The sequence below is a fragment of the Maribacter polysaccharolyticus genome (assembly GCF_028882255.1).
GTDB classification, from domain to species: domain Bacteria; phylum Bacteroidota; class Bacteroidia; order Flavobacteriales; family Flavobacteriaceae; genus Maribacter_A; species Maribacter_A polysaccharolyticus.
In genome coordinates this window covers 250,374-268,452 of record NZ_JARBUY010000005.1, presented here as the reverse complement: position 1 = coordinate 268,452, position 18,079 = coordinate 250,374, and the positions used below count along the sequence as shown (strand labels likewise).

Here is an 18,079-nt window from a genome sequence, read left to right as displayed (position 1 = left end):
GGGAAATACGGATATTGATTTACTTCTTATAGTAATTGCATAGTAATATTGTTGTGAAGAATCTTAAGTATAGTTGGTGTTTAATAATTTTATGATAATCTTGCGTCAAATAAGAAGACCATCGTCAACTTTTTAATGATATATGACCAACATTCTCGTAACAGGAGCCAGTTCGCTAATAGGATATGGAATATTAAATTCAATACGAAGTCTAAAAAAGCCGTATAATATAATTGGATCAACAATTCATAAATTATCCATTGCATCTTCCTTGACTGATGTTTGTATTGAAGCTCCTATTTGTGGTTCGGAAGGTTATATCGATTGGTTTCTAAAGGTTATTAAAGACCACCATGTAGATTTAGTAATTCCAAGTTTCGAAGAAGATGTTATTTTTTTATCCAATAATAGAAAAAAAATAGAATCAACAGGTGTTAAAGTTGTTTTAAATAATTTTGAGTTGGTCCAGTTATGTAATGACAAATGGGCATTTTACAGGGTATTGGAAAGCAATAATTGTCCTTATGTTATACCTAGTTCACTTTCATCTGATTTTAATGAATTGAGAAGCGATTTTGGTTTGCCATTACTATTGAAACCAAGACAGGGAAGTGCTTCGAAGGGGATTGTAAAGATTTACAAACAAGAAACTTTTGAATTGTACAAAGAAGGCATTGGTAAGAAGTTAATGGCTCAACCCTTAATAGGAAAGGATGAGGAAGAATTTACCTCTGGTGCGTTTTGCGATGGAAATGGAGGTTATTATGGCATCATAACTTTCAAGAGAAAATTGGCCGAAAAAGGTTATACGAATGAGGTAGAGGTGTTTAAAAGCGAAAAGATTGAAAAAGCGGTCTTGGATATATGTGAGATTTTAAGGCCGGTTGGGCCTACGAACTTTCAATTCAGATTTCATAATGGGGAACCTAAACTGTTAGAGATTAATCCACGCTTTTCTTCATCCACATCATTGAGAACTGCATTTGGCTTTAATGATACTTTAATGGCAATTGAGTATTATTTAAAAGGTAAAATTCCAAAACAACCTAAGATCAAGCAAGGAAAGGCGATTAGATATATTGAAGATTACGTATTTTATTCATGAAAATAGGAGTCATATCGGACATACATGGGAATTATGAAGCACTTAAGTCAGTACTTAAAGAACTGGACGGATTGGATGTGTCTGAAGTTTATAGTTTAGGGGATGTTGTTGGGTATTATTCCCAGGTAAATGAATGTTGCGAAGAACTTATTGAACGGAATATCCCAAATCTAATGGGGAATCATGATTGGTATTTATCTAGTGGGGGATTTTGTCTTAGAAGTAAAAGTGTAAATGATTGTTTAAAATACCAGAGAAAAATAATTAAGGAGGAGAACGTAGAATGGTTGAGAAAAAGTGAGGTTCAAAGGTTTCTCGGAAACATTCACATGGTGCATGGTGGTTGGTCCGATCCAATTGATGAATATATAAACGAACCATCAATGGATTATTTTTCTAGAATAGAAGGTAAGATATTTATGTCCGGACATACACATATCCAAATATTAAAGCAATTTGGAGATAAAATATATTGTAATCCTGGATCGGTAGGACAACCGAGGGATAATAATCCAAAAGCGGCCTTTGCTGTTGTTGAAAATAATAAGATTAAATTACATCGTGTTGAATATGATATGGAGAAAGTATTTCAGCTTATGAATAAAGCAGGTTTTAATGATTATTATTACGGAAGTCTAAAGTCTGGTGCCAAGAATTTATGCAGACTAGAATAAAAAAGAGAAAATATTTCTAGTTATTGGAAAAGTGTCAAAATTTCATTACTCAATAGTGAGTATATTCTATTCACTCTCTAAATATCTATATAAAGGAAAAAACTCTTTAGCACAAGGATTTTGTGTATTGGGAGTATTTTGGGTTTGGGCTAGGTTGTTGTATATTTCCTTATTCAGGATTTTTCTACCGGTGTAAAATGTAAGATCTCTATCTTTTGGAAAAAATCTTTTTTTATAATTATATAGATTATCTCTTTCTTCTTTACCGCCGCCAAGAAAATAGTATTCATATCCGCTTTTCCGTGACCAATTAATTACTTCTAATTTTAAGAGATCATTGGGTCGAGCATAAAAATATGTTTCATCTGTCCCACCTAAAAAAGAGTAGACAACCTTACCAGACAATAATAGTAATTCCGCAGAGATTGCCAAATTTTCTTTGTAAACTAGGGCTAATGAACAACTATTGGGATTGTTCAAAATATAATTTTTAAAAAAATCTAAACTGTAACGATAACTTGATTTAGCGTTAAGGCGATTCATGGTTTTCGAATAGATATCATAAAATTCTATTATATTCTTTTTACTGATATTCTTATGAAAGACAATACCTTTTAAGCCATAACTTAGTGCTTTTCTAACATTGTTTCTTACTTTAGGCTTAAAATTAATCCATTGTTCAAATTCCGTAAGTATATTACCACATACCATTTGCAATGTTGGAACTACGGAACCAGTATATCCTAAGTAATTGCAATTAAAATTGAACCGTATAAATTCTGAAACCACGTTATTATTTAGGTGCCATTCATCTACTAGATTCCAAAACAGTTTCATGGTTTTTTCATCGATTTCTCTATTTATTATAGGTCCCACGAATCCGTAAGGAGATATAATGTCATAGTACCCAGTTTCTTTATCTTCCCAATAAATCTTCCGGCTAATAAATGGCAACAAAATTAATAAGTTATTTTTATCATTGTGTAACGTGAAATAACCACTCTTTTGGTCTGTTTTTCTGGGTAAAAGCTCTTTCGTTATAAAAGGATTTTCTGGAAGTTGTTTTAAAAAGACGTCATATTTTTCTAAATCTGCATCAGATTTAATACTATGAACTTCCAACAGAAACTTTTCCTTCCTATCATTATCCAAGTGGTATATAGAAAACTCTTTCATAAAACTTTGTGCTTTTTCTACATTGGTCATAACGTAATAAAACAATCTTAATTGTTTTTCTGATGTACTTTACAAGGATTTCCGAAGGCAATGGAATTGTCAGGAATATCTTTTATTACATTGCTGCCCATTCCAATTATACAATTGGCACCAATTTTTATTTTATCTCTAATTATTGCTCCAGCTCCTATTTGGGTATTATTGCCAATTTCAACGAATCCATTTACGGTAACCCCAGGGTTTATGGTGACAAAATCACCAATTTTTCCATGATGCCCTATATAGCACTGGTTTTTAATGTTGACACCAAACCCGATTTCTGTTAATACATTTATTGATGTATGAATACCCACTTGAATTCCATTATTCAACCTTACAGAGTTCGAAAGGACCGCTGTTGGATGAATTAAATTTAAAAAGCTTTCATCACACATACCTATTTTTTCCTTAAAAAACCTATAGACAATTTCTTTGGATTTTACACCCACAACACCGAAGGCAAAAGAATCGTTTGGATTTATAGTATATTCCTGTTTATAGAAGTTTTTGAATTTTACGTTATATCTATCCAACGAAACAAAATATTTGTTGGAAATCCTATTGATGTTTTCAAGGACCCTAAACGACTGAAAACCGAAAGTATCGTCTGCTAACTCAAGAAGAACATTAAGTATTTCAGGAACAAATCCTAATATATGCAAAGGTTTATTAATATCGATATTATCATTTGATATCATAGTTCAACTCTTTTAGAAATGTATAGTATTATTTTCAAACTTTTATTACAGTCAAGTTAATAATATTGATATTCTTGAAGAGGGGATTTTTCTGTCCCAGAAACGTGATATTTAACATTTCCATAGTTATAAAGAAACATTACACTGCCTATAATCTATTGAAGTTCAGAACGAATTACTATTAATGCATTTGTTCAAACTATGTCGTAATTAATAACCTTAATAAATAGTCCTTGTTGTAAATTATAATTCATTTACAATTATACGCTACATTCTTTTTTCTATGTGAATATAGTTATGTAGTCGCTTATAGTAACTTGCTTTAAGTTTGTCATGATTTTTCATTGAACTAATACGTACATTAATGGGACATAACAGACTTTTAAAAGTCATTTTAGCTATTCTTACTTTAACAATTTACAGGCATGAATGTACTTTTCATCTAAATGATAATGTCTAGGTTATTATTAATAAATATTAATTTGCCTTTGGAATTGCCAAAACCTTTTCTTTAAACCTATAGAAAACCGTGGTGTCATTTTTCACATTTTTGTCAACAATCATACCAGCTTGAATAACATTATTGTTGCCCACTTCAACATGCGGAATTACCAATGACCTAAGTCCGAAATAGTTGTTGTTTCCAACTTTTACGGATCCGGCAACACCTGCAACGGAAAAAAAGTTATTGTCCCCCACTACGCAATCATGACTAATAAAGCAATACGAAGTTAGGAGGTTGTAATTGCCAATAGAGGCATATTCTTCGAGGATACAGAATGGGAAAACTATATTACCCTCACCAATGTGAAGGTTTTCTGGCATTATAACACTATGGTGTATAAAACCGCCAATTTTGGCATTTTTGGCTATTAGCGCTTTAATCATTTTTTGTTTAAACTCAATATTCATGACAGCAATTAAAACCTCTTCATCTGGTTTTGGCTCATATTCATCAATATCACATAAAATCGGAGCCTTGAAATTATATTTTTCATAATGGTTCTCAACATTATAGGCATAATCGATATGCCCTAAAATGTTAATCCTTTTCCCTTCTGGCACTTTGGAATTATGATCATTAATATAAAATGTCACCTCTGAGGCGCACCCTCCGGTACCCAAAATTATTACGTTTCTCATGATTTTAATATGTTTTAGCTGTTGTACTTTACCTAAATCTTATTTTTATTACTGGAAATGGCAATTCAATTATTATTAATTAGGTGTGAATTATTTATTTTATGGTCAAGAAATTTTATCTCGTAGTTTTAATTCCTAGTCTTTTCCATGACCTTCAATTTGATTTTCTTCGCTGCATCTCTTGGTGATTTCCTGACTTGAATTAGCACGATAATTCTTATATAAATTGGTCCCGAAATATCTGGGAATGGATGGCCCCGATACTATCGAGATTGATGACTCACAGACCCGTCTTTTTGATTGATATTCTACTTTATTAAAGGGCTTTTTTCTATTATCGGGATTTTAAAGATAAAGCAAGATGGGCACTACATTTTGCTTTCAATCAACTTTTTTAGCCCCAATATGGTACCTGAATTTTCAATTTCCTCTGCCGATAAGGGGGCATTATATTCTGAGTCGCATAATGCGATGATCGACAAAACGGTCAATGAATCCCAAGCCTCGAATGATTCAAGCTCATCGCTAAGCGCAACGGTTTCCTCTTCAAGGATTTCAGCAATTATTTCTATAAAATTTTCCATAAATTAAATCTTGTAATCAATAGTTTCACAAAAATCCAAATTACCAATATTCATAAGTAATGAGGTCCAACTCAGACCAGCCCCAAATCCGGCTAAACACATTAAATAGGAATCTTTGACCAGTTGCCCACTTAAATTAAAGGTAATGGCGGTAGGAATGGAAACACCGCTAGCGTTACCAAAATTCTCAACAACATTATTCGGCATTTTACTATAGGGCACCCCCATTTTATCAGCAAGTTTTTTTAGCATGAATTTATTGGGTTGATGAAACATGTAATAATCTATTTCTTCTTTATCACAATTGGCCATCGCCAATAAATGATCGATCATGGGGGGGACTTCTTGTTGAACAAATGTGAAAATGTCATCCCCTTTCATTACCAAATGATCCAAAGATCTTGAATTTCCGCTTTTATCGGTTTCTAATTCCGCGGTTTCCGGAGTGGATGGCATCCTGAAACCACCTGCAGGGATGATCAAGGCTTCAGCACCTTTTCCATCTACTTTTGTAGTGCCATATATGGTGTTTTCGGATGTACTATTTTCGACAATTGTAATGGCAGCGGCATCACCGGTCAATGGTCTACTGCCCCTATCCTTAACAGAAACCTTTTGGCTCATTGTATCGGCGTTCAATACCACTACTTTGTTCACCTCCTCCTGTTCCAACAACATAAAAGCTTGGTTGAGTCCAATAGGGTAGCCAGAACAGGCTTGATTGATATCGAGACAGATCATATCCCGTTTTAAATCGAGCTTTCCTTGAATGATATGACTTGTTGCCGGCACAAAATGGTCGGGGGACTGGGTCACCAAGACCATCGCATCGATGTCATCCTTTTTCAAAAGATCATTATCAAAAAGATAATTTAGGCCAAAAATGCATAGATCCGAAGCCGTCGTCCCTTCTTTTACCACCCTGCGCTTACCATACCCCATGATCAATTTAAGTTTCATGGATTGACCCCTAGAGAAGTCGTAGTTATCGATCTCGTCGTCAAAATTGACTTCGTTTTCAGGCAATACAGTTAGGATGCCTGTAATTTTTTTATTGTGAAATTTTAGGTTCATTCCGTAACACCGTTTTTAATTAGCAATTGATAAATACTATCGACATTGGAAAAATTTTCCGGTAAAATTTCCGTTCCGTCAATCGAAATTCCATATTCTTCATCCAGTGAGGCAACCAAACTAACAATGTCAAATGAGTCCAACATTCCCTCTTCAATGAAATTACTGGATGCTGCAAAGTCGAACTCCGGTCTAATTTCGGTTAAAAAGTCTAATATTTTTTTTTTCAAACTAACTATAATTGATTAATACTTCTTTCTATTATCGTTTTATGCGTTATTGATTTTTTTGTTCAATAATGCCCTGTCTATTTTTCCGGTTGTTGATTTAGGTAAAATATCCATTTTAATATACCTTGTGGGTATCATATGTTTAGATAGGACCTGTGCTAATTTTGATCTGAATTCCTTTACGGATATTTCGTTCCCTGACTCGTAAATCAAAACAATCTCACTTTTCGCCTTATCAAAGAATACCCCTGCATTTATAGTGTCAAAAACACTTAAAATATAGTGTTCTATTTCCCCTAAATCAATTCTATACCCCGATAATTTTATTTGAAAATCTTTTCTGCCTATATAAATATATTCCCCTTTTTCATTTAAAAAAGCGATATCACCGGTTCTATAGATTCTTTCCGGTATCGATTTGTTCAAGGGGTTTTGAACAAAAACGGCATTGGTTTTTTCAAGATTATTCCAATATCCCAAGGCAAGTGAGGATCCTCTAACGCATAATTCACCTTTCTCACCTACTTTGCAAAGTTCATCCTTTTCATTTAGAACCAATATGTCGGTATTTCTACACGGCTTACCAATAGGAAGGGATTCGTTTTCATTGAACGTGTCATCGACAATATGGCAAACACAGGTTCCTGTAATTTCTGTAGGCCCATACATATTGCCATAAACAACATTTTTATCTAAATTATTTATCCAATAGCCCAAATGCTTGGGAGGCATGACTTCTCCACCAAATAATACTTTTTTGATGGTCGGAATTTTAATCGGACCTAGAAGTTTAAGATTTGCGATATTGACCAACACCGATGGAACCCAAAAAATAAAGTTTATTTCATTTTCGTTTATATAGTCCAACAACGTAGCAGGAAACATGAACTTCTGTTCGGGAATTATATAGAGTGTTGCACCTTTAAAGATCATTAGATAGATGTCTAAGGTGGACATATCAAAAATGAATGGGGTCTGATTGCCGATTTTTTCTTTTTCGGTGATATCGAAGGTGTCAACAACCCAATTTATATAATCGATAATGGATAGATGTGAAATAACTACCCCTTTTGGTACCCCCGTAGAACCCGAGGTGTGCAAAATATATGCAGGATCGGTATCTATACATTTTCGATAATTAAAATTTTCGTCAATTTTTTGTCCTTCATCCAATTGATCTAGGTTGATGACCTTAATATCTAAATTACATTTTTCAATGTTGGCAATAAACCTGTCATTTGTTACTATGCAAGATGGGTTCAATGCTTTTAAGATCGCTTCAATTCTTGGGACAGGATTCTTCGTATCCAATGGAGTATAGCAATTACCACTATACATAGTGCCTAAAAATGAAGCAATGGCATCATTGGTCTTGGGTAAATAAATGGCAACAGGTCTTTTGATCGTATGGCTCTCTTTGGTTATTTGGGTTGCGATACGTTTTGCCTTTTGCTTTAACGCGTGGAAAGATAATTGGGAGGTACTGTCGACAAGGGCTAATTTATCGGGAAATGAATCGGCGGTATTTTCAAAATATTCAATTAAATTGATCTTTAACATAATTGGAGTATTTTATACAAAAAGTTCAATTGTTATTTGGTTTGGTTTTTTAAATAACTAAACGGAATATTTATATCATATCGTGTTACCTTGGGCTACATTTCCGTCAATTAATCAATATCTTAAATGTGTTTAGGAATCAAGCTATCCATAGTATAAAAATAACTTATTTCGACCTGAATTGAATCGCTTTTTGAATTATTGTTGAAAAAATTCTGTTATACTAGTCATACTACAAAAAATTGTTGCAAGAGTTGGAAATCATGTTAATGAAGCCACTGGTAGAACATCATATAAACTTTTTCCATTTCAGGTCATCCCAGACAACCCTTGTATGTGTAATCCTATACTAAATGATTATGAATTATCAATTATACAAGCGCGCTACAAGGTAACGTTTTTGTATAATTGATAATTTCAAGGCCAGTCTTATTTGCTATACTTCAAATATTTTTCAGGGAGGGGAAATTCTGGGGTAACACGTTGCCAATACATATTAAGAATCCACCATCTTTCTTCATGATAAGCTAATTGAATACTGTGAACATTTCTCACATAAGGCGTATTGGCTTCCATCTCCTCTAAACTATGAAAAGATTCACAAGTACTTATGACATGCGCTATGTTACCATAAATTTCTTCGACCCTGCCTATTTCCCTTTCATAAAAGCCTGTTGTCCGCTTAGTTTCCATCCATTTTCCAATACCATTAATATAGTCGTCTGGAGATAAAAACTGAGGTCTTAATACGCCTTCCATATCATTTTCATATCGGATTAATTTTCCTTCTGGATGAAATAAAAATCTATAGAAATCCCAATCTCTAGGTTCATATGCTTTTCCCCCTATACAGGCATAAGAAGTTTTTATGATATCATCCATAGTTTGAACACTCTTTAAATACTCTTCTTTCATAATTGTTTTATTATTTATGTTATAAATTTATTCAGGAATAAATGTAATTCGAAAATAGAACAGGCATCCTGTTAGTTTTTTACTAGTTATAGTTTTTTAAAAAAGATAGACTTGATTATCCATTATCTAAAACTACATTTTAGAAGAATTTAGTTTTAAAATGTGAAAGTGTTATTCCAGAAATTCTTTTGGAATTGGAAATTCCTCTGTTTCTCGTGACCAATACATACTAAGAACCCACCATCTTTCTTTGTAAAAAGCTAATTGTACACTATGCACATTTTTTACATAGGGTTTGTTTTCTTTCATGTCTTTTTTACTATGAAAAGATTCGCAAGTACTCCAAACGTGTGCAGTATTACCGTAGACTTTGGTGATTCGATGAATTTCTCGTTCATAAAAACCTGTTTTCCGCACGGTTTGAATCCACTTTCCAATTGAGTTTACAAAGTCATCTGGAGACATGTATTGTGGCCTTACTTCTCCGTCTATAAAATCGTTTTCATAGCGAATCATCTGACCATTAGGATGATATAGGAATTTGTATAAATCCCAATCCCTTTGGTCTCCTGGTTCACCTCCCATAGAATCATAAGTTGCTTTTATAATGCTATCGATGGTTCGTACCTTTTCTAAATAATCTTTTTTCATTTCGATTAATTTAAATAACTTAATTCATGATTTTGAAGTGCTGCTAGTCTATTCTTATAATGATATTATAGTCCAAATATTATTAAAAAGTATACAATTTTAATTTTTTATGGATAATTTTTGAGTTAAAAACCGTAAATATTCGATAATGGACCAAAATTTTATTAGCAATTCTAAATTGAAATATACAAATCAATAAAATGAAAATCTACTTGTATACTCCGCAAAAATCGAGCATCATCTTTTCTGAATCTTTTGGTAGGTTTTTAAACTCTTTATGAGCAACGAGGAAAACAACAATATCGGCCTTTTCATAAGCCGTTTTATAGTCGGTTAATTTAAAAACGTTGTGTTCTTCAATATTGGGTTCTACGATATAATATTCCTCATTGTTCGCATTTTGTAAAACACGTTGTACAATATATTTGGCAGGGGACTCCCTTAAATCATCGATGTCAGGTTTAAAAGCAAGGCCCATTAGTGCAATCTTGGGTTTTCTTCCATGTTGAAGTTCAAACTTTAATCTTGCATTTTGCACTTTTTCAGCACACCAGAAAGATTTATAATTGTTTACTTCTCGTGCAGTCCCAATAATTTTCGATTCCATAGGGTAATCAGCCACAATGAAGTAAGGATCAACTGCTATGCAGTGCCCTCCAACACCACATCCTGGTTGTAAGATATTTACCCTAGGGTGCCGATTGGCTAAATTAATTAGTTCCCAAACATTAATATCGGCCCTATCACAAATTAATGACAATTCGTTGGCAAAGGCTATTTGAACGTCTCTTGATGAGTTTTCGACCAATTTACACATTTCAGCGGTCCGGGCATTGGTTTTATGCAATTCACCTTTAACGTATTTGGAGTAAAAAGCTACAGCTTTTTCTGTTGAAGCCTCATTAACGCCGCCTATGACACGGTCATTATGCACCAGTTCATACATGACATTTCCTGGTAACACCCGTTCTGGACAATATGCAATATGCAATTTTCCATTTAATTCTGGGCGTTCTTCATAGATATAGGTCATCATCTTTTCCGTAGTTCCAATCGGTGAAGTAGATTCAATGATGTACAAATCACCTTCTTTCAGTAATGGTAGAATTGCAGTAGTTGCGGATTGAACAAAAGATATATCAGGTTCATGTTTGTCTTTAAAAGGGGTCGGTACAACAATTAGGTAGGTTTTGGTCTCCACTGGTGTTGTGGCAGCCTTTAAAAACCCCTTGCTTACCGCGTTCGACACAGATGTATCCAATGAAGGCTCCACGATATGAATTTCACCCCTGTTGATGGTATCTACCACATTTTGGTTGATGTCAACACCATGTACATAGGTTCCCCCTTCAGCTATTAAAGCTGCTGTAGGCAGGCCAATATAGCCAAGTCCTATTATTACTGCTTCTGGATTGTTCATTAATTTAAGTTTTTTATAAATTCCACAATTCTTTTACTTGCCTTTCCATCTCCATAAGGGTTATGAAGTTTGCTCATAGTTTTATAACGCTCTGTATTGCCCATAAGATCCATTGTCTCACTCACGATTTTCTTTGTATCCGTACCGACCAGGATTACTGTACCCGCATCAACAGCTTCGGGCCTTTCGGTAGTGTCACGCATGACGAGAACGGGTTTGCCCAAACTTGGCGCTTCTTCCTGTACGCCACCACTATCCGTTATAACGAGTTCGCATTTGTTCATGAGCCACACAAAAGCCGGATAGGCAAGTGGGGCGATTAATTTTATATTTTCTTGCTTACCTAAAATATCATAAACAGGTTTCTGTACTTTTGGATTTAAATGCACTGGATAGATGATCTGTACATTATCTACCCTTTCCCCGATTTCTTTTAAGGCATTACAAATATTGATAAATCCTTGCCCGTGGTTTTCCCTTCGATGTCCCGTGACCAAAATGATCCTTTTAGTAAAATCCAGCTCGCTCTTTAGATTTAGTATTTCAAGATCCTCGAGGTTGTCAACTTTGCTGACGCTTTCGAAAAGTGCATCAATAACCGTATTGCCTGTGATTAAGATATTTTCTTTGGAAATGCCCTCATTCCGTAAATTGTCGAACGAAGTTTGTGTTGGGGCAAAATGATAATCCGCAATATGCCCCGTTATGGTTCTATTGATTTCCTCTGGAAAAGGGGAATTCTTGTTAAAAGTCCGTAGACCTGCTTCCACATGACATACCTTGGCGCCAGAATAGAACCCTGCAATACTGGATCCCATGGTGGTGGTGGTATCCCCATGAACATAAACATAATCGGGATTGAATTCTTCGAGAACGGGCTGTAATCCAGTAATTATGGCCGCAGTTAGACCGTAGAGGTTCTGACCTGGTTTCATTAAATCTAAATCGTAATCCGGAGTGATTTCGAAGAAATCCAGTACCTGATCGAGCATTTCACGATGTTGTGCGGTAACACAGACTTTGGTTTCAAAAACATCATTTCTTAATAAAGCCTTAACCAAAGGGGCCATTTTAATGGCTTCAGGTCTTGTTCCGAATATTATTAGGTTTTTCTTTTTCATTCGTAAAGTGGGTAACTGTTGAAGGTTCTTAATTAATCAAAATTCAAATTAATCCATTGGAATAACTTGAAATTGAGTTCAATATAGTTTATAGTCGTAATTTATCTCTAATTAAATAGCCGTGATACCAAAAAACAAAGACAAACAGAAATATACTGTAATAAATTATATTATGAATTCAACTTAACAATGGTGTAACTTTACCCTTTTAAGGACAACTCTAAATTCTACAATTTTCCGTTAATATCGATTTTTAAAAGACTAAAATAGCAGTTTTAAAATTATGTTATTTCCAATAAGGAATTTAAAAAAATGTAAATTTAATTTTTTAACTTACGTTTAACGATGATATTCACAAGAGTAAGGGATAAAAGCAGAAGTAAAGAGAGAAGGTATGGGTTTATTACTTCTTCGAAAATCAGAAAAATGGTAATAAAATTAACGCAAAATTGAATAGAAGCATATACAGCGGCAACCTGCAAGTGAGTTAATTTTGTTTTCTGAGTAAGTTTTTGATATAAATGACTTTTGTGGGGTTTGAATATATTCTCTTTTCTTAAGAGTCTTTCTAGAATTGTTACCCCCCCATCTACGAAATATACAGAAATAAAAAGTAATGGAACAAAGGTATTTAATTGAAAGGAAAAATATAACAATAAAAAAAGCAAGAAAACCCCAATTGTTATACTACCTATATCACCCGCAAAAAAGATTGCCTTTTTCCGGAAATTAAAAAATCCGAACACTGCTACTCCAATAAAGGCATAAATCAATAGGTCATTATCTATAAAGAGACTAAGATGATTGATATAGATAAGTGTGCCAATGGTGACCAATGTGTAAAACCCGGTAATACCATTGATACCATCCATAAAATTGAAAATATTCAGCATTCCTAAACAAAAAATAAAAATAGGAATCAGATACCAGAACGGTAATTGAAAGAGATTTAGTTGGTAAAAAATAAGGTTTATGCCTAGAAACTGAAAAATGAGGCGTATACCCGTACCAAGGGACTTAATATCATCGATAAAACTAATAATTGCCAAAATAGCTATGGCTATAGCCAAAAACGGATAACTAAAAGAATGAGTTATAAAATATATGATAAGTGCTAAAACAAAAATTACTCCACCACCCCGAATAGTTTTTAGACTATGTGAACTTCTCTCGTTGGGGACATCAATAATACCCCATTTTTTAGCAACACTGATATAAGCGTAAGCAAAAATAAACAGGGCTATGGTTGTAATAATGTAAATAAGTAATGGGCTCATATCTATTTAATATCAAGCTATTTCGTATCCTTCTTTTGTATTGTTGTTTACTTTAACCAGAGATTTTTGTTTTTAAGGACTTCCCTAGGATTCCAACCTACTGCTCTTGCCTTCTCGTCGTTATAGGTCAATGGTTTAGTTATTTTTTTAAGTTTTAAACTGTTGATCGGCATTTTGATTTTAGTTACTTTTTCGATCAAATCCCCAACCACGGCAACTGGTTTTATAATTCGATGATTTATTGAAAACGCTTTTTTGGTTGAATAATGATTTGAAATCGTATCGGAAAGTTCTTTAAATGAAGGCGAATAACCATCAGTTAAATTGTAAATACCTCCTAGGGTCATTATTTTTGGAATAAAATGCACAACGTCATCATTTAATACCATTGACTTTTTGATATTTCCTTTACCGATATTAAAATAGTATCCTTTTTGTATGGCATTTATCATGGTTTTTAGGTTACCTTTTGGATTTTCACCTATTAATAGAGGTAATCTTAAGAGCGTGACTTTAACATTGTTCAATGCCGCCCAATCTTGGATGGTACGTTCCGCAATGATTTTACTCTTTCCATATGCAGTATTTGCTTGTAAAGGATGATTCTCATTTATATTGTTCCCATGGTCCACGCCATATACTGAAACGGAACTTATAAAAACAAAATACTTCGGTGGAGGGGTTAAACACCTTAATAAGTTTTCGGTTCCCTTGACATTAACAGTGTAAAAAAGATTTTCTTCTTCAATATTTTTAGGCACGAAATGGGCCTTGCCTGCAGCGTGTACCACCAAATCATATGCGGTTTTTAATGGTTTTTCAAGATGAGTCAAATCTACATTAAAGGTATCTTTAGTGGATCTCCCAAGCGTATCTACTTTGTATCCTAGCTTAGTGAATTCCTTTAGTATTGAAACTCCCAAAAATCCCGATGCACCGGTCAGTAATACTTTCATTATTATTGATTATTAGCTATTTGATCATATCTCTCTAAATATGGTCTTTAGAACAAAGAAACTTATAAATAATAAGGTTTTCTTTTCTTTCTTGTATTACCTTCTTGTTTTTCCTTTAGTTTGATTAATAATTATATTTGCTTATTGGGTTTTCCATTTTGGCAAACCACCCAATGTTTTCACGACTGCAAATTATGAACGTCAGAATTTTAATCTTTAATATAAATAAAATTAATGATTGAAATATTGATTCAATTTAGAACCGACTCGCACTATTGGATAAAACCAAGGGATAGGGATATTATTCCGTTTAAATGCCCTATAACACTCTTTATTACCAATAAAATGACTTTTTAATCCACTACTGCTTTCACCACCTAGCCGCATACGCACCATAGGATATTCCAAGTAGCTGGTTTTTACCTTAAAACGTTCTATAAATCGCAACATCAGTTCGAAATCTGCTGAGATTTTATGATCGGTCTGAAAACAACCGTATTTTTCATAAACATCTTTCCTAACAAAGAAACTGGGGTGGGCGGGATGCCATCCCCAACGAAATCCATATTTTTCATTGTAAGGACCAGTAACCCATTTACGAACGACTACCGAGGGATCATCGGGTTTTACATAGTAAAGGTTACCGTAAATACAATCGGCTTGACTTTCTTTAAACGCTTTCACCACAGTAGAAATAACGCTGTTTGAATTATAAAAATCGTCTGAATTTAAAATTCCTATAATTTCACCTTGTGCCAATCGAATTCCCTTGTTCATCGCATCATAGATTCCTTCATCCGGTTCGGAAATCACTTTGCTAACACGATTTTTTGTGTTTTTGATTACCTTAAGAGTACGGTCTTTTGAAGACCCATCGATAATAATATGTTCAATATCCGGGTAGTCTTGCATAAAGATGCTACTAAGACAGTCGCCGATATATTTTTCGCTGTTGTAAGTTCCCGTTATAATACTAACCTTCATGTTTTGGCTTTTATGTATTCTGTTCCAGATTTGTGTTTTGTCGGAAAGGTTTGATTCAGCAATTATTCAAATAACCTAGATGTTATAAATATAGTTTGGATATGTCTTGAAGGACACTACCTCTTTCCATCCATAAGGATATTATATCGGATATGTACGTGGGTTTTCGCATCTGTATTGATTTAGGTAAAACAATTAAAGACTTGCTGCCAATTCTATTCAAAATAATTCATGATTTTATACCCTCCTTTTTTTAAGAAGTTTTCTTTTTTCATTAATCGGATATCGCTATGCATCATATCTTTTACCAGTGCCTGTAAATCATACTCAGGGACCCAACCTAATTTTCTTTTTGCTTTTGAGGCATCTCCAATTAAAAGGTCTACTTCGGTGGGTCTAAAGTATTTGGGGTCAACACTCAAAACTTCTTTACCAATAGGTAGGGCGTAATTAGGGTTATGGCAAGCCGACACATAGCCTTTTTCTTCAGCGCCTTTTCCCTTAAATTCCAATTCAATACCCACTTCTGCAAAACTCATCCTAACGAATTCCCTAACCGGAGTAGTTGTCCCCGTTGCAATGACCCAATCCTCAGCTATATCGGCCTGTAAAATCATCCACATCATTCTAATATAGTCCTTTGCATGGCCCCAATCCCTTTGCGCATCAAGGTTACCTAAGTAAAGCTTATCTTGCAATCCCAATGCTATCTTGGCCGTTGCCCTGGTGATTTTACGGGTCACGAAAGTTTCCCCTCGAATAGGGGATTCATGGTTAAAGAGGATGCCATTGCAAGCAAAAATATCATAAGCTTCCCTATAATTCACAGTAATCCAATAGGCGTACATTTTTGCCACCGCATAGGGGCTTCTAGGGTAAAAGGGAGTTGTTTCGGTCTGCGGAACCTCTTGCACTTTTCCATACAATTCAGATGTAGATGCCTGGTATATCCTGGTTTTTTTCTCTAAACCGAGTAATCGCACGGCATCTAGAATTCTCAAAGTGCCTAAACCGTCTGCGTTACCTGTATATTCTGGGGTTTCAAAAGATACTGCTACATGGCTCATAGCAGCTAAATTATAAATTTCATTGGGTTGGATTTCCTGGATTAACCGAATTAAATTGGTACTATCGGTCATATCCCCATAGTGGAGAAAAAATTTTCGATGTGCCACATGCGGATCTTCGTATAAATGATCTATGCGATCTGTATTAAAAAGTGAAGACCGTCTTTTGAGTCCATGTACTTCATATCCTTTTTTTAGAAGAAATTCACTTAGATAGGCACCGTCTTGACCGGTTACCCCTGTAATCAATGCGATTTTTTTCATGACGTTGCAATTTTATTATTTTAAGATGTTTGTTTTTGAGGATAATTGTAATGGAATTAATCTCAAATTGCAAACATATCTTTGGGAAGCTTTTTTATTTTATTGTGTTTCAGTAACAAATCTTCTATCTTTAGTTCTGTTAAAAATTTAGATAAAGAATTTTGGTCAATGTCTACCATCCAGCCCATCCCATTTTGTACTGTCCTTCTCCCCACATAGGTTTTAGATGCACATACAATTGGAATGTTAAAGAATCCAGATTCATAATATTTATTGGGCATCGCAACTTGCTCATTTTCTAAAGTGTTTTGATAGACTACGAAGTTCAGATTATTCTCAGAATAAATACGTTGTAAATCATTAGGATTTTTAAAGGCACCGTGATAAAATATATTTGAATTTTCATTGCTAGCTATTTTTATCAAATGAAGAGTTTCAGCGTATCCATCTCCATAGAAATTCAGGGTAATGTGTTTATTTGATGTGACAATGTCTATTAATTTTTTAATAATATCATTATATCGAAAAGCTCCAATATAGGCAATCCTGATTTGATCGGTTAAGAACTTTTCTGACGGCTTTACCTTGCCATATGTTTCCAACTTGTTTTCTTCGATGGTTACTTTTTCCTTCGCAACATAACCTTTATAATATTTGTTGTAAAACTCATATGAGGTAAATACTACCTTTGATGACAGCTTTGCTAAATTTTTATCAATGTACTCGAGGATTGTCCTTTTAGGTTTCTCAATATATAACCACATAATATCACTTATTTCATAAGTAATATTTGATTTAACAATAAAAAAACTTAATAATCTTAAATCCAATCCAAATACATAAACTTCTTTCTTTCCAAAGCCGTATTCTTTGTAAACCAGAAAAAGTAATTTACACAAACCTACAAATCTTCGAAAGTATTTTTTATCTTCTATCTCCTGAACTATAACTAAATATATCTTTGGGTGATTCTTTAATAAAAGATGATTACCGACATTTTTTATATCCCTTAAAAATCCATATACATGTACAGAATCATATTTATGTGACATTTTAAGAATCCTTTTAACAACACGCGGTTGTTCTAAGGATTGAGCCAAAACTATAAGTTTTTGTTTTTTTATACTATTCATGATAGATA

The 18,079-nt window shown here is 34.0% G+C and carries 18 protein-coding genes; 2 read left to right on the top strand and 16 right to left on the bottom strand.

Annotated elements, in window-relative coordinates; genetic code table 11:
• The first annotated feature begins 142 nt into the window (after positions 1 to 142).
• Positions 143 to 1,105: an ATP-grasp domain-containing protein gene (locus PHU20_RS16835; protein ID WP_274826571.1), complete on the top strand. Its 963-nt coding sequence runs from the start codon at positions 143 to 145 to the stop codon at positions 1,103 to 1,105.
• A complete protein-coding gene (locus tag PHU20_RS16830; RefSeq protein WP_274826570.1) occupies positions 1,102 to 1,779 on the top strand; it encodes a metallophosphoesterase family protein in 678 nt (225 codons plus the stop codon). Before PHU20_RS16835 ends, PHU20_RS16830 begins: the two co-directional genes overlap by 4 nt.
• 66 nt (positions 1,780 to 1,845) lie before the next feature.
• Here the strand turns inward: PHU20_RS16830 and PHU20_RS16825 are convergent, their stop codons facing one another.
• The 16 genes from PHU20_RS16825 to PHU20_RS16750 all read right to left on the bottom strand — a co-directional run bounded on the left by PHU20_RS16825 (position 1,846) and on the right by PHU20_RS16750 (position 18,071).
• Positions 1,846 to 2,985: a GNAT family N-acetyltransferase gene (locus PHU20_RS16825; RefSeq protein ID WP_274826569.1), complete on the bottom strand. Its 1,140-nt coding sequence runs from the start codon at positions 2,983 to 2,985 to the stop codon at positions 1,846 to 1,848.
• A gap of 17 nt (positions 2,986 to 3,002) precedes the next feature.
• Positions 3,003 to 3,692 carry an acetyltransferase gene (locus PHU20_RS16820; protein WP_274826568.1) on the bottom strand — a complete coding sequence of 230 codons (690 nt, stop codon included), beginning with the start codon at positions 3,690 to 3,692 and terminating at the stop codon, positions 3,003 to 3,005.
• A gap of 477 nt (positions 3,693 to 4,169) precedes the next feature.
• Positions 4,170 to 4,835, bottom strand: a complete 666-nt coding sequence (locus PHU20_RS16815) for an LbetaH domain-containing protein (RefSeq protein ID WP_274826567.1) — start codon at positions 4,833 to 4,835, stop codon at positions 4,170 to 4,172.
• Positions 4,836 to 5,203: 368 nt separating this feature from the next.
• Complete coding sequence (locus PHU20_RS16810; RefSeq protein WP_274826566.1) at positions 5,204 to 5,419, bottom strand: acyl carrier protein; 216 nt, start codon at positions 5,417 to 5,419, stop codon at positions 5,204 to 5,206.
• A gap of 3 nt (positions 5,420 to 5,422) precedes the next feature.
• The gene (locus tag PHU20_RS16805; protein ID WP_274826565.1) at positions 5,423 to 6,493 is read right to left on the bottom strand and encodes a 3-oxoacyl-ACP synthase III family protein; all 1,071 of its coding nucleotides are present in this window, start codon (positions 6,491 to 6,493) and stop codon (positions 5,423 to 5,425) included.
• Positions 6,490 to 6,723, bottom strand: a complete 234-nt coding sequence (locus PHU20_RS16800; protein WP_274826564.1) for an acyl carrier protein — start codon at positions 6,721 to 6,723, stop codon at positions 6,490 to 6,492. The genes PHU20_RS16805 and PHU20_RS16800 overlap by 4 nt, the downstream gene beginning before the upstream one ends.
• A gap of 39 nt (positions 6,724 to 6,762) precedes the next feature.
• Positions 6,763 to 8,283, bottom strand: coding sequence for an amino acid adenylation domain-containing protein (locus PHU20_RS16795; RefSeq protein ID WP_274826563.1), 1,521 nt, complete (start codon positions 8,281 to 8,283; stop codon positions 6,763 to 6,765).
• A gap of 429 nt (positions 8,284 to 8,712) precedes the next feature.
• On the bottom strand, positions 8,713 to 9,198 hold the full coding sequence (locus PHU20_RS16790) for a hypothetical protein (RefSeq protein ID WP_274826562.1): 486 nt from the start codon (positions 9,196 to 9,198) through the stop codon (positions 8,713 to 8,715).
• A gap of 171 nt (positions 9,199 to 9,369) precedes the next feature.
• A complete protein-coding gene (locus PHU20_RS16785; RefSeq protein WP_274826561.1) occupies positions 9,370 to 9,849 on the bottom strand; it encodes a hypothetical protein in 480 nt (159 codons plus the stop codon).
• A 208-nt stretch (positions 9,850 to 10,057) separates the two neighbouring features.
• Complete coding sequence (gene wecC, locus PHU20_RS16780) at positions 10,058 to 11,269, bottom strand: UDP-N-acetyl-D-mannosamine dehydrogenase (protein ID WP_274826560.1); 1,212 nt, start codon at positions 11,267 to 11,269, stop codon at positions 10,058 to 10,060.
• Positions 11,269 to 12,390, bottom strand: coding sequence for a non-hydrolyzing UDP-N-acetylglucosamine 2-epimerase (gene wecB / locus PHU20_RS16775; RefSeq protein WP_274826553.1), 1,122 nt, complete (start codon positions 12,388 to 12,390; stop codon positions 11,269 to 11,271). Before wecB ends, wecC begins: the two co-directional genes overlap by 1 nt.
• Before the next feature lie 320 nt (positions 12,391 to 12,710).
• Positions 12,711 to 13,667: an MraY family glycosyltransferase gene (locus PHU20_RS16770; protein ID WP_274826559.1), complete on the bottom strand. Its 957-nt coding sequence runs from the start codon at positions 13,665 to 13,667 to the stop codon at positions 12,711 to 12,713.
• A gap of 47 nt (positions 13,668 to 13,714) precedes the next feature.
• Positions 13,715 to 14,623, bottom strand: a complete 909-nt coding sequence (locus PHU20_RS16765) for an NAD-dependent epimerase/dehydratase family protein (RefSeq protein ID WP_274826558.1) — start codon at positions 14,621 to 14,623, stop codon at positions 13,715 to 13,717.
• A 231-nt stretch (positions 14,624 to 14,854) separates the two neighbouring features.
• Positions 14,855 to 15,607, bottom strand: coding sequence for a glycosyltransferase family 2 protein (locus PHU20_RS16760; RefSeq protein WP_274826557.1), 753 nt, complete (start codon positions 15,605 to 15,607; stop codon positions 14,855 to 14,857).
• Positions 15,608 to 15,822: 215 nt separating this feature from the next.
• Entirely contained in the window at positions 15,823 to 16,938 is a 1,116-nt protein-coding gene (gmd, locus tag PHU20_RS16755; protein WP_274826556.1) for a GDP-mannose 4,6-dehydratase, read from the bottom strand.
• A gap of 62 nt (positions 16,939 to 17,000) precedes the next feature.
• Positions 17,001 to 18,071: a glycosyltransferase family protein gene (locus PHU20_RS16750; RefSeq protein ID WP_274826555.1), complete on the bottom strand. Its 1,071-nt coding sequence runs from the start codon at positions 18,069 to 18,071 to the stop codon at positions 17,001 to 17,003.
• Between the last annotated feature and the right edge of the window lie 8 nt (positions 18,072 to 18,079).

What these genes read in the sequence shown, in the direction of transcription:
- PHU20_RS16835 (WP_274826571.1), top strand. Translation starts at nt 143, where the DNA reads ATGACCAACATTCTCGTAACAGGAGCCAGTTCGCTAATAGGATATGGA.
- PHU20_RS16830 (WP_274826570.1), top strand. Translation starts at nt 1,102, where the DNA reads ATGAAAATAGGAGTCATATCGGACATACATGGGAATTATGAAGCACTT.
- PHU20_RS16825 (WP_274826569.1), bottom strand. Translation starts at nt 2,985, where the DNA reads ATGACCAATGTAGAAAAAGCACAAAGTTTTATGAAAGAGTTTTCTATA.
- PHU20_RS16820 (WP_274826568.1), bottom strand. Translation starts at nt 3,692, where the DNA reads ATGATATCAAATGATAATATCGATATTAATAAACCTTTGCATATATTA.
- PHU20_RS16815 (WP_274826567.1), bottom strand. Translation starts at nt 4,835, where the DNA reads ATGAGAAACGTAATAATTTTGGGTACCGGAGGGTGCGCCTCAGAGGTG.
- PHU20_RS16810 (WP_274826566.1), bottom strand. Translation starts at nt 5,419, where the DNA reads ATGGAAAATTTTATAGAAATAATTGCTGAAATCCTTGAAGAGGAAACC.
- PHU20_RS16805 (WP_274826565.1), bottom strand. Translation starts at nt 6,493, where the DNA reads ATGAACCTAAAATTTCACAATAAAAAAATTACAGGCATCCTAACTGTA.
- PHU20_RS16795 (WP_274826563.1), bottom strand. Translation starts at nt 8,283, where the DNA reads ATGTTAAAGATCAATTTAATTGAATATTTTGAAAATACCGCCGATTCA.
- PHU20_RS16790 (WP_274826562.1), bottom strand. Translation starts at nt 9,198, where the DNA reads ATGAAAGAAGAGTATTTAAAGAGTGTTCAAACTATGGATGATATCATA.
- PHU20_RS16785 (WP_274826561.1), bottom strand. Translation starts at nt 9,849, where the DNA reads ATGAAAAAAGATTATTTAGAAAAGGTACGAACCATCGATAGCATTATA.
- wecC (WP_274826560.1), bottom strand. Translation starts at nt 11,269, where the DNA reads ATGAACAATCCAGAAGCAGTAATAATAGGACTTGGCTATATTGGCCTG.
- wecB (WP_274826553.1), bottom strand. Translation starts at nt 12,390, where the DNA reads ATGAAAAAGAAAAACCTAATAATATTCGGAACAAGACCTGAAGCCATT.
- PHU20_RS16770 (WP_274826559.1), bottom strand. Translation starts at nt 13,667, where the DNA reads ATGAGCCCATTACTTATTTACATTATTACAACCATAGCCCTGTTTATT.
- PHU20_RS16765 (WP_274826558.1), bottom strand. Translation starts at nt 14,623, where the DNA reads ATGAAAGTATTACTGACCGGTGCATCGGGATTTTTGGGAGTTTCAATA.
- PHU20_RS16760 (WP_274826557.1), bottom strand. Translation starts at nt 15,607, where the DNA reads ATGAAGGTTAGTATTATAACGGGAACTTACAACAGCGAAAAATATATC.
- gmd (WP_274826556.1), bottom strand. Translation starts at nt 16,938, where the DNA reads ATGAAAAAAATCGCATTGATTACAGGGGTAACCGGTCAAGACGGTGCC.
- PHU20_RS16750 (WP_274826555.1), bottom strand. Translation starts at nt 18,071, where the DNA reads ATGAATAGTATAAAAAAACAAAAACTTATAGTTTTGGCTCAATCCTTA.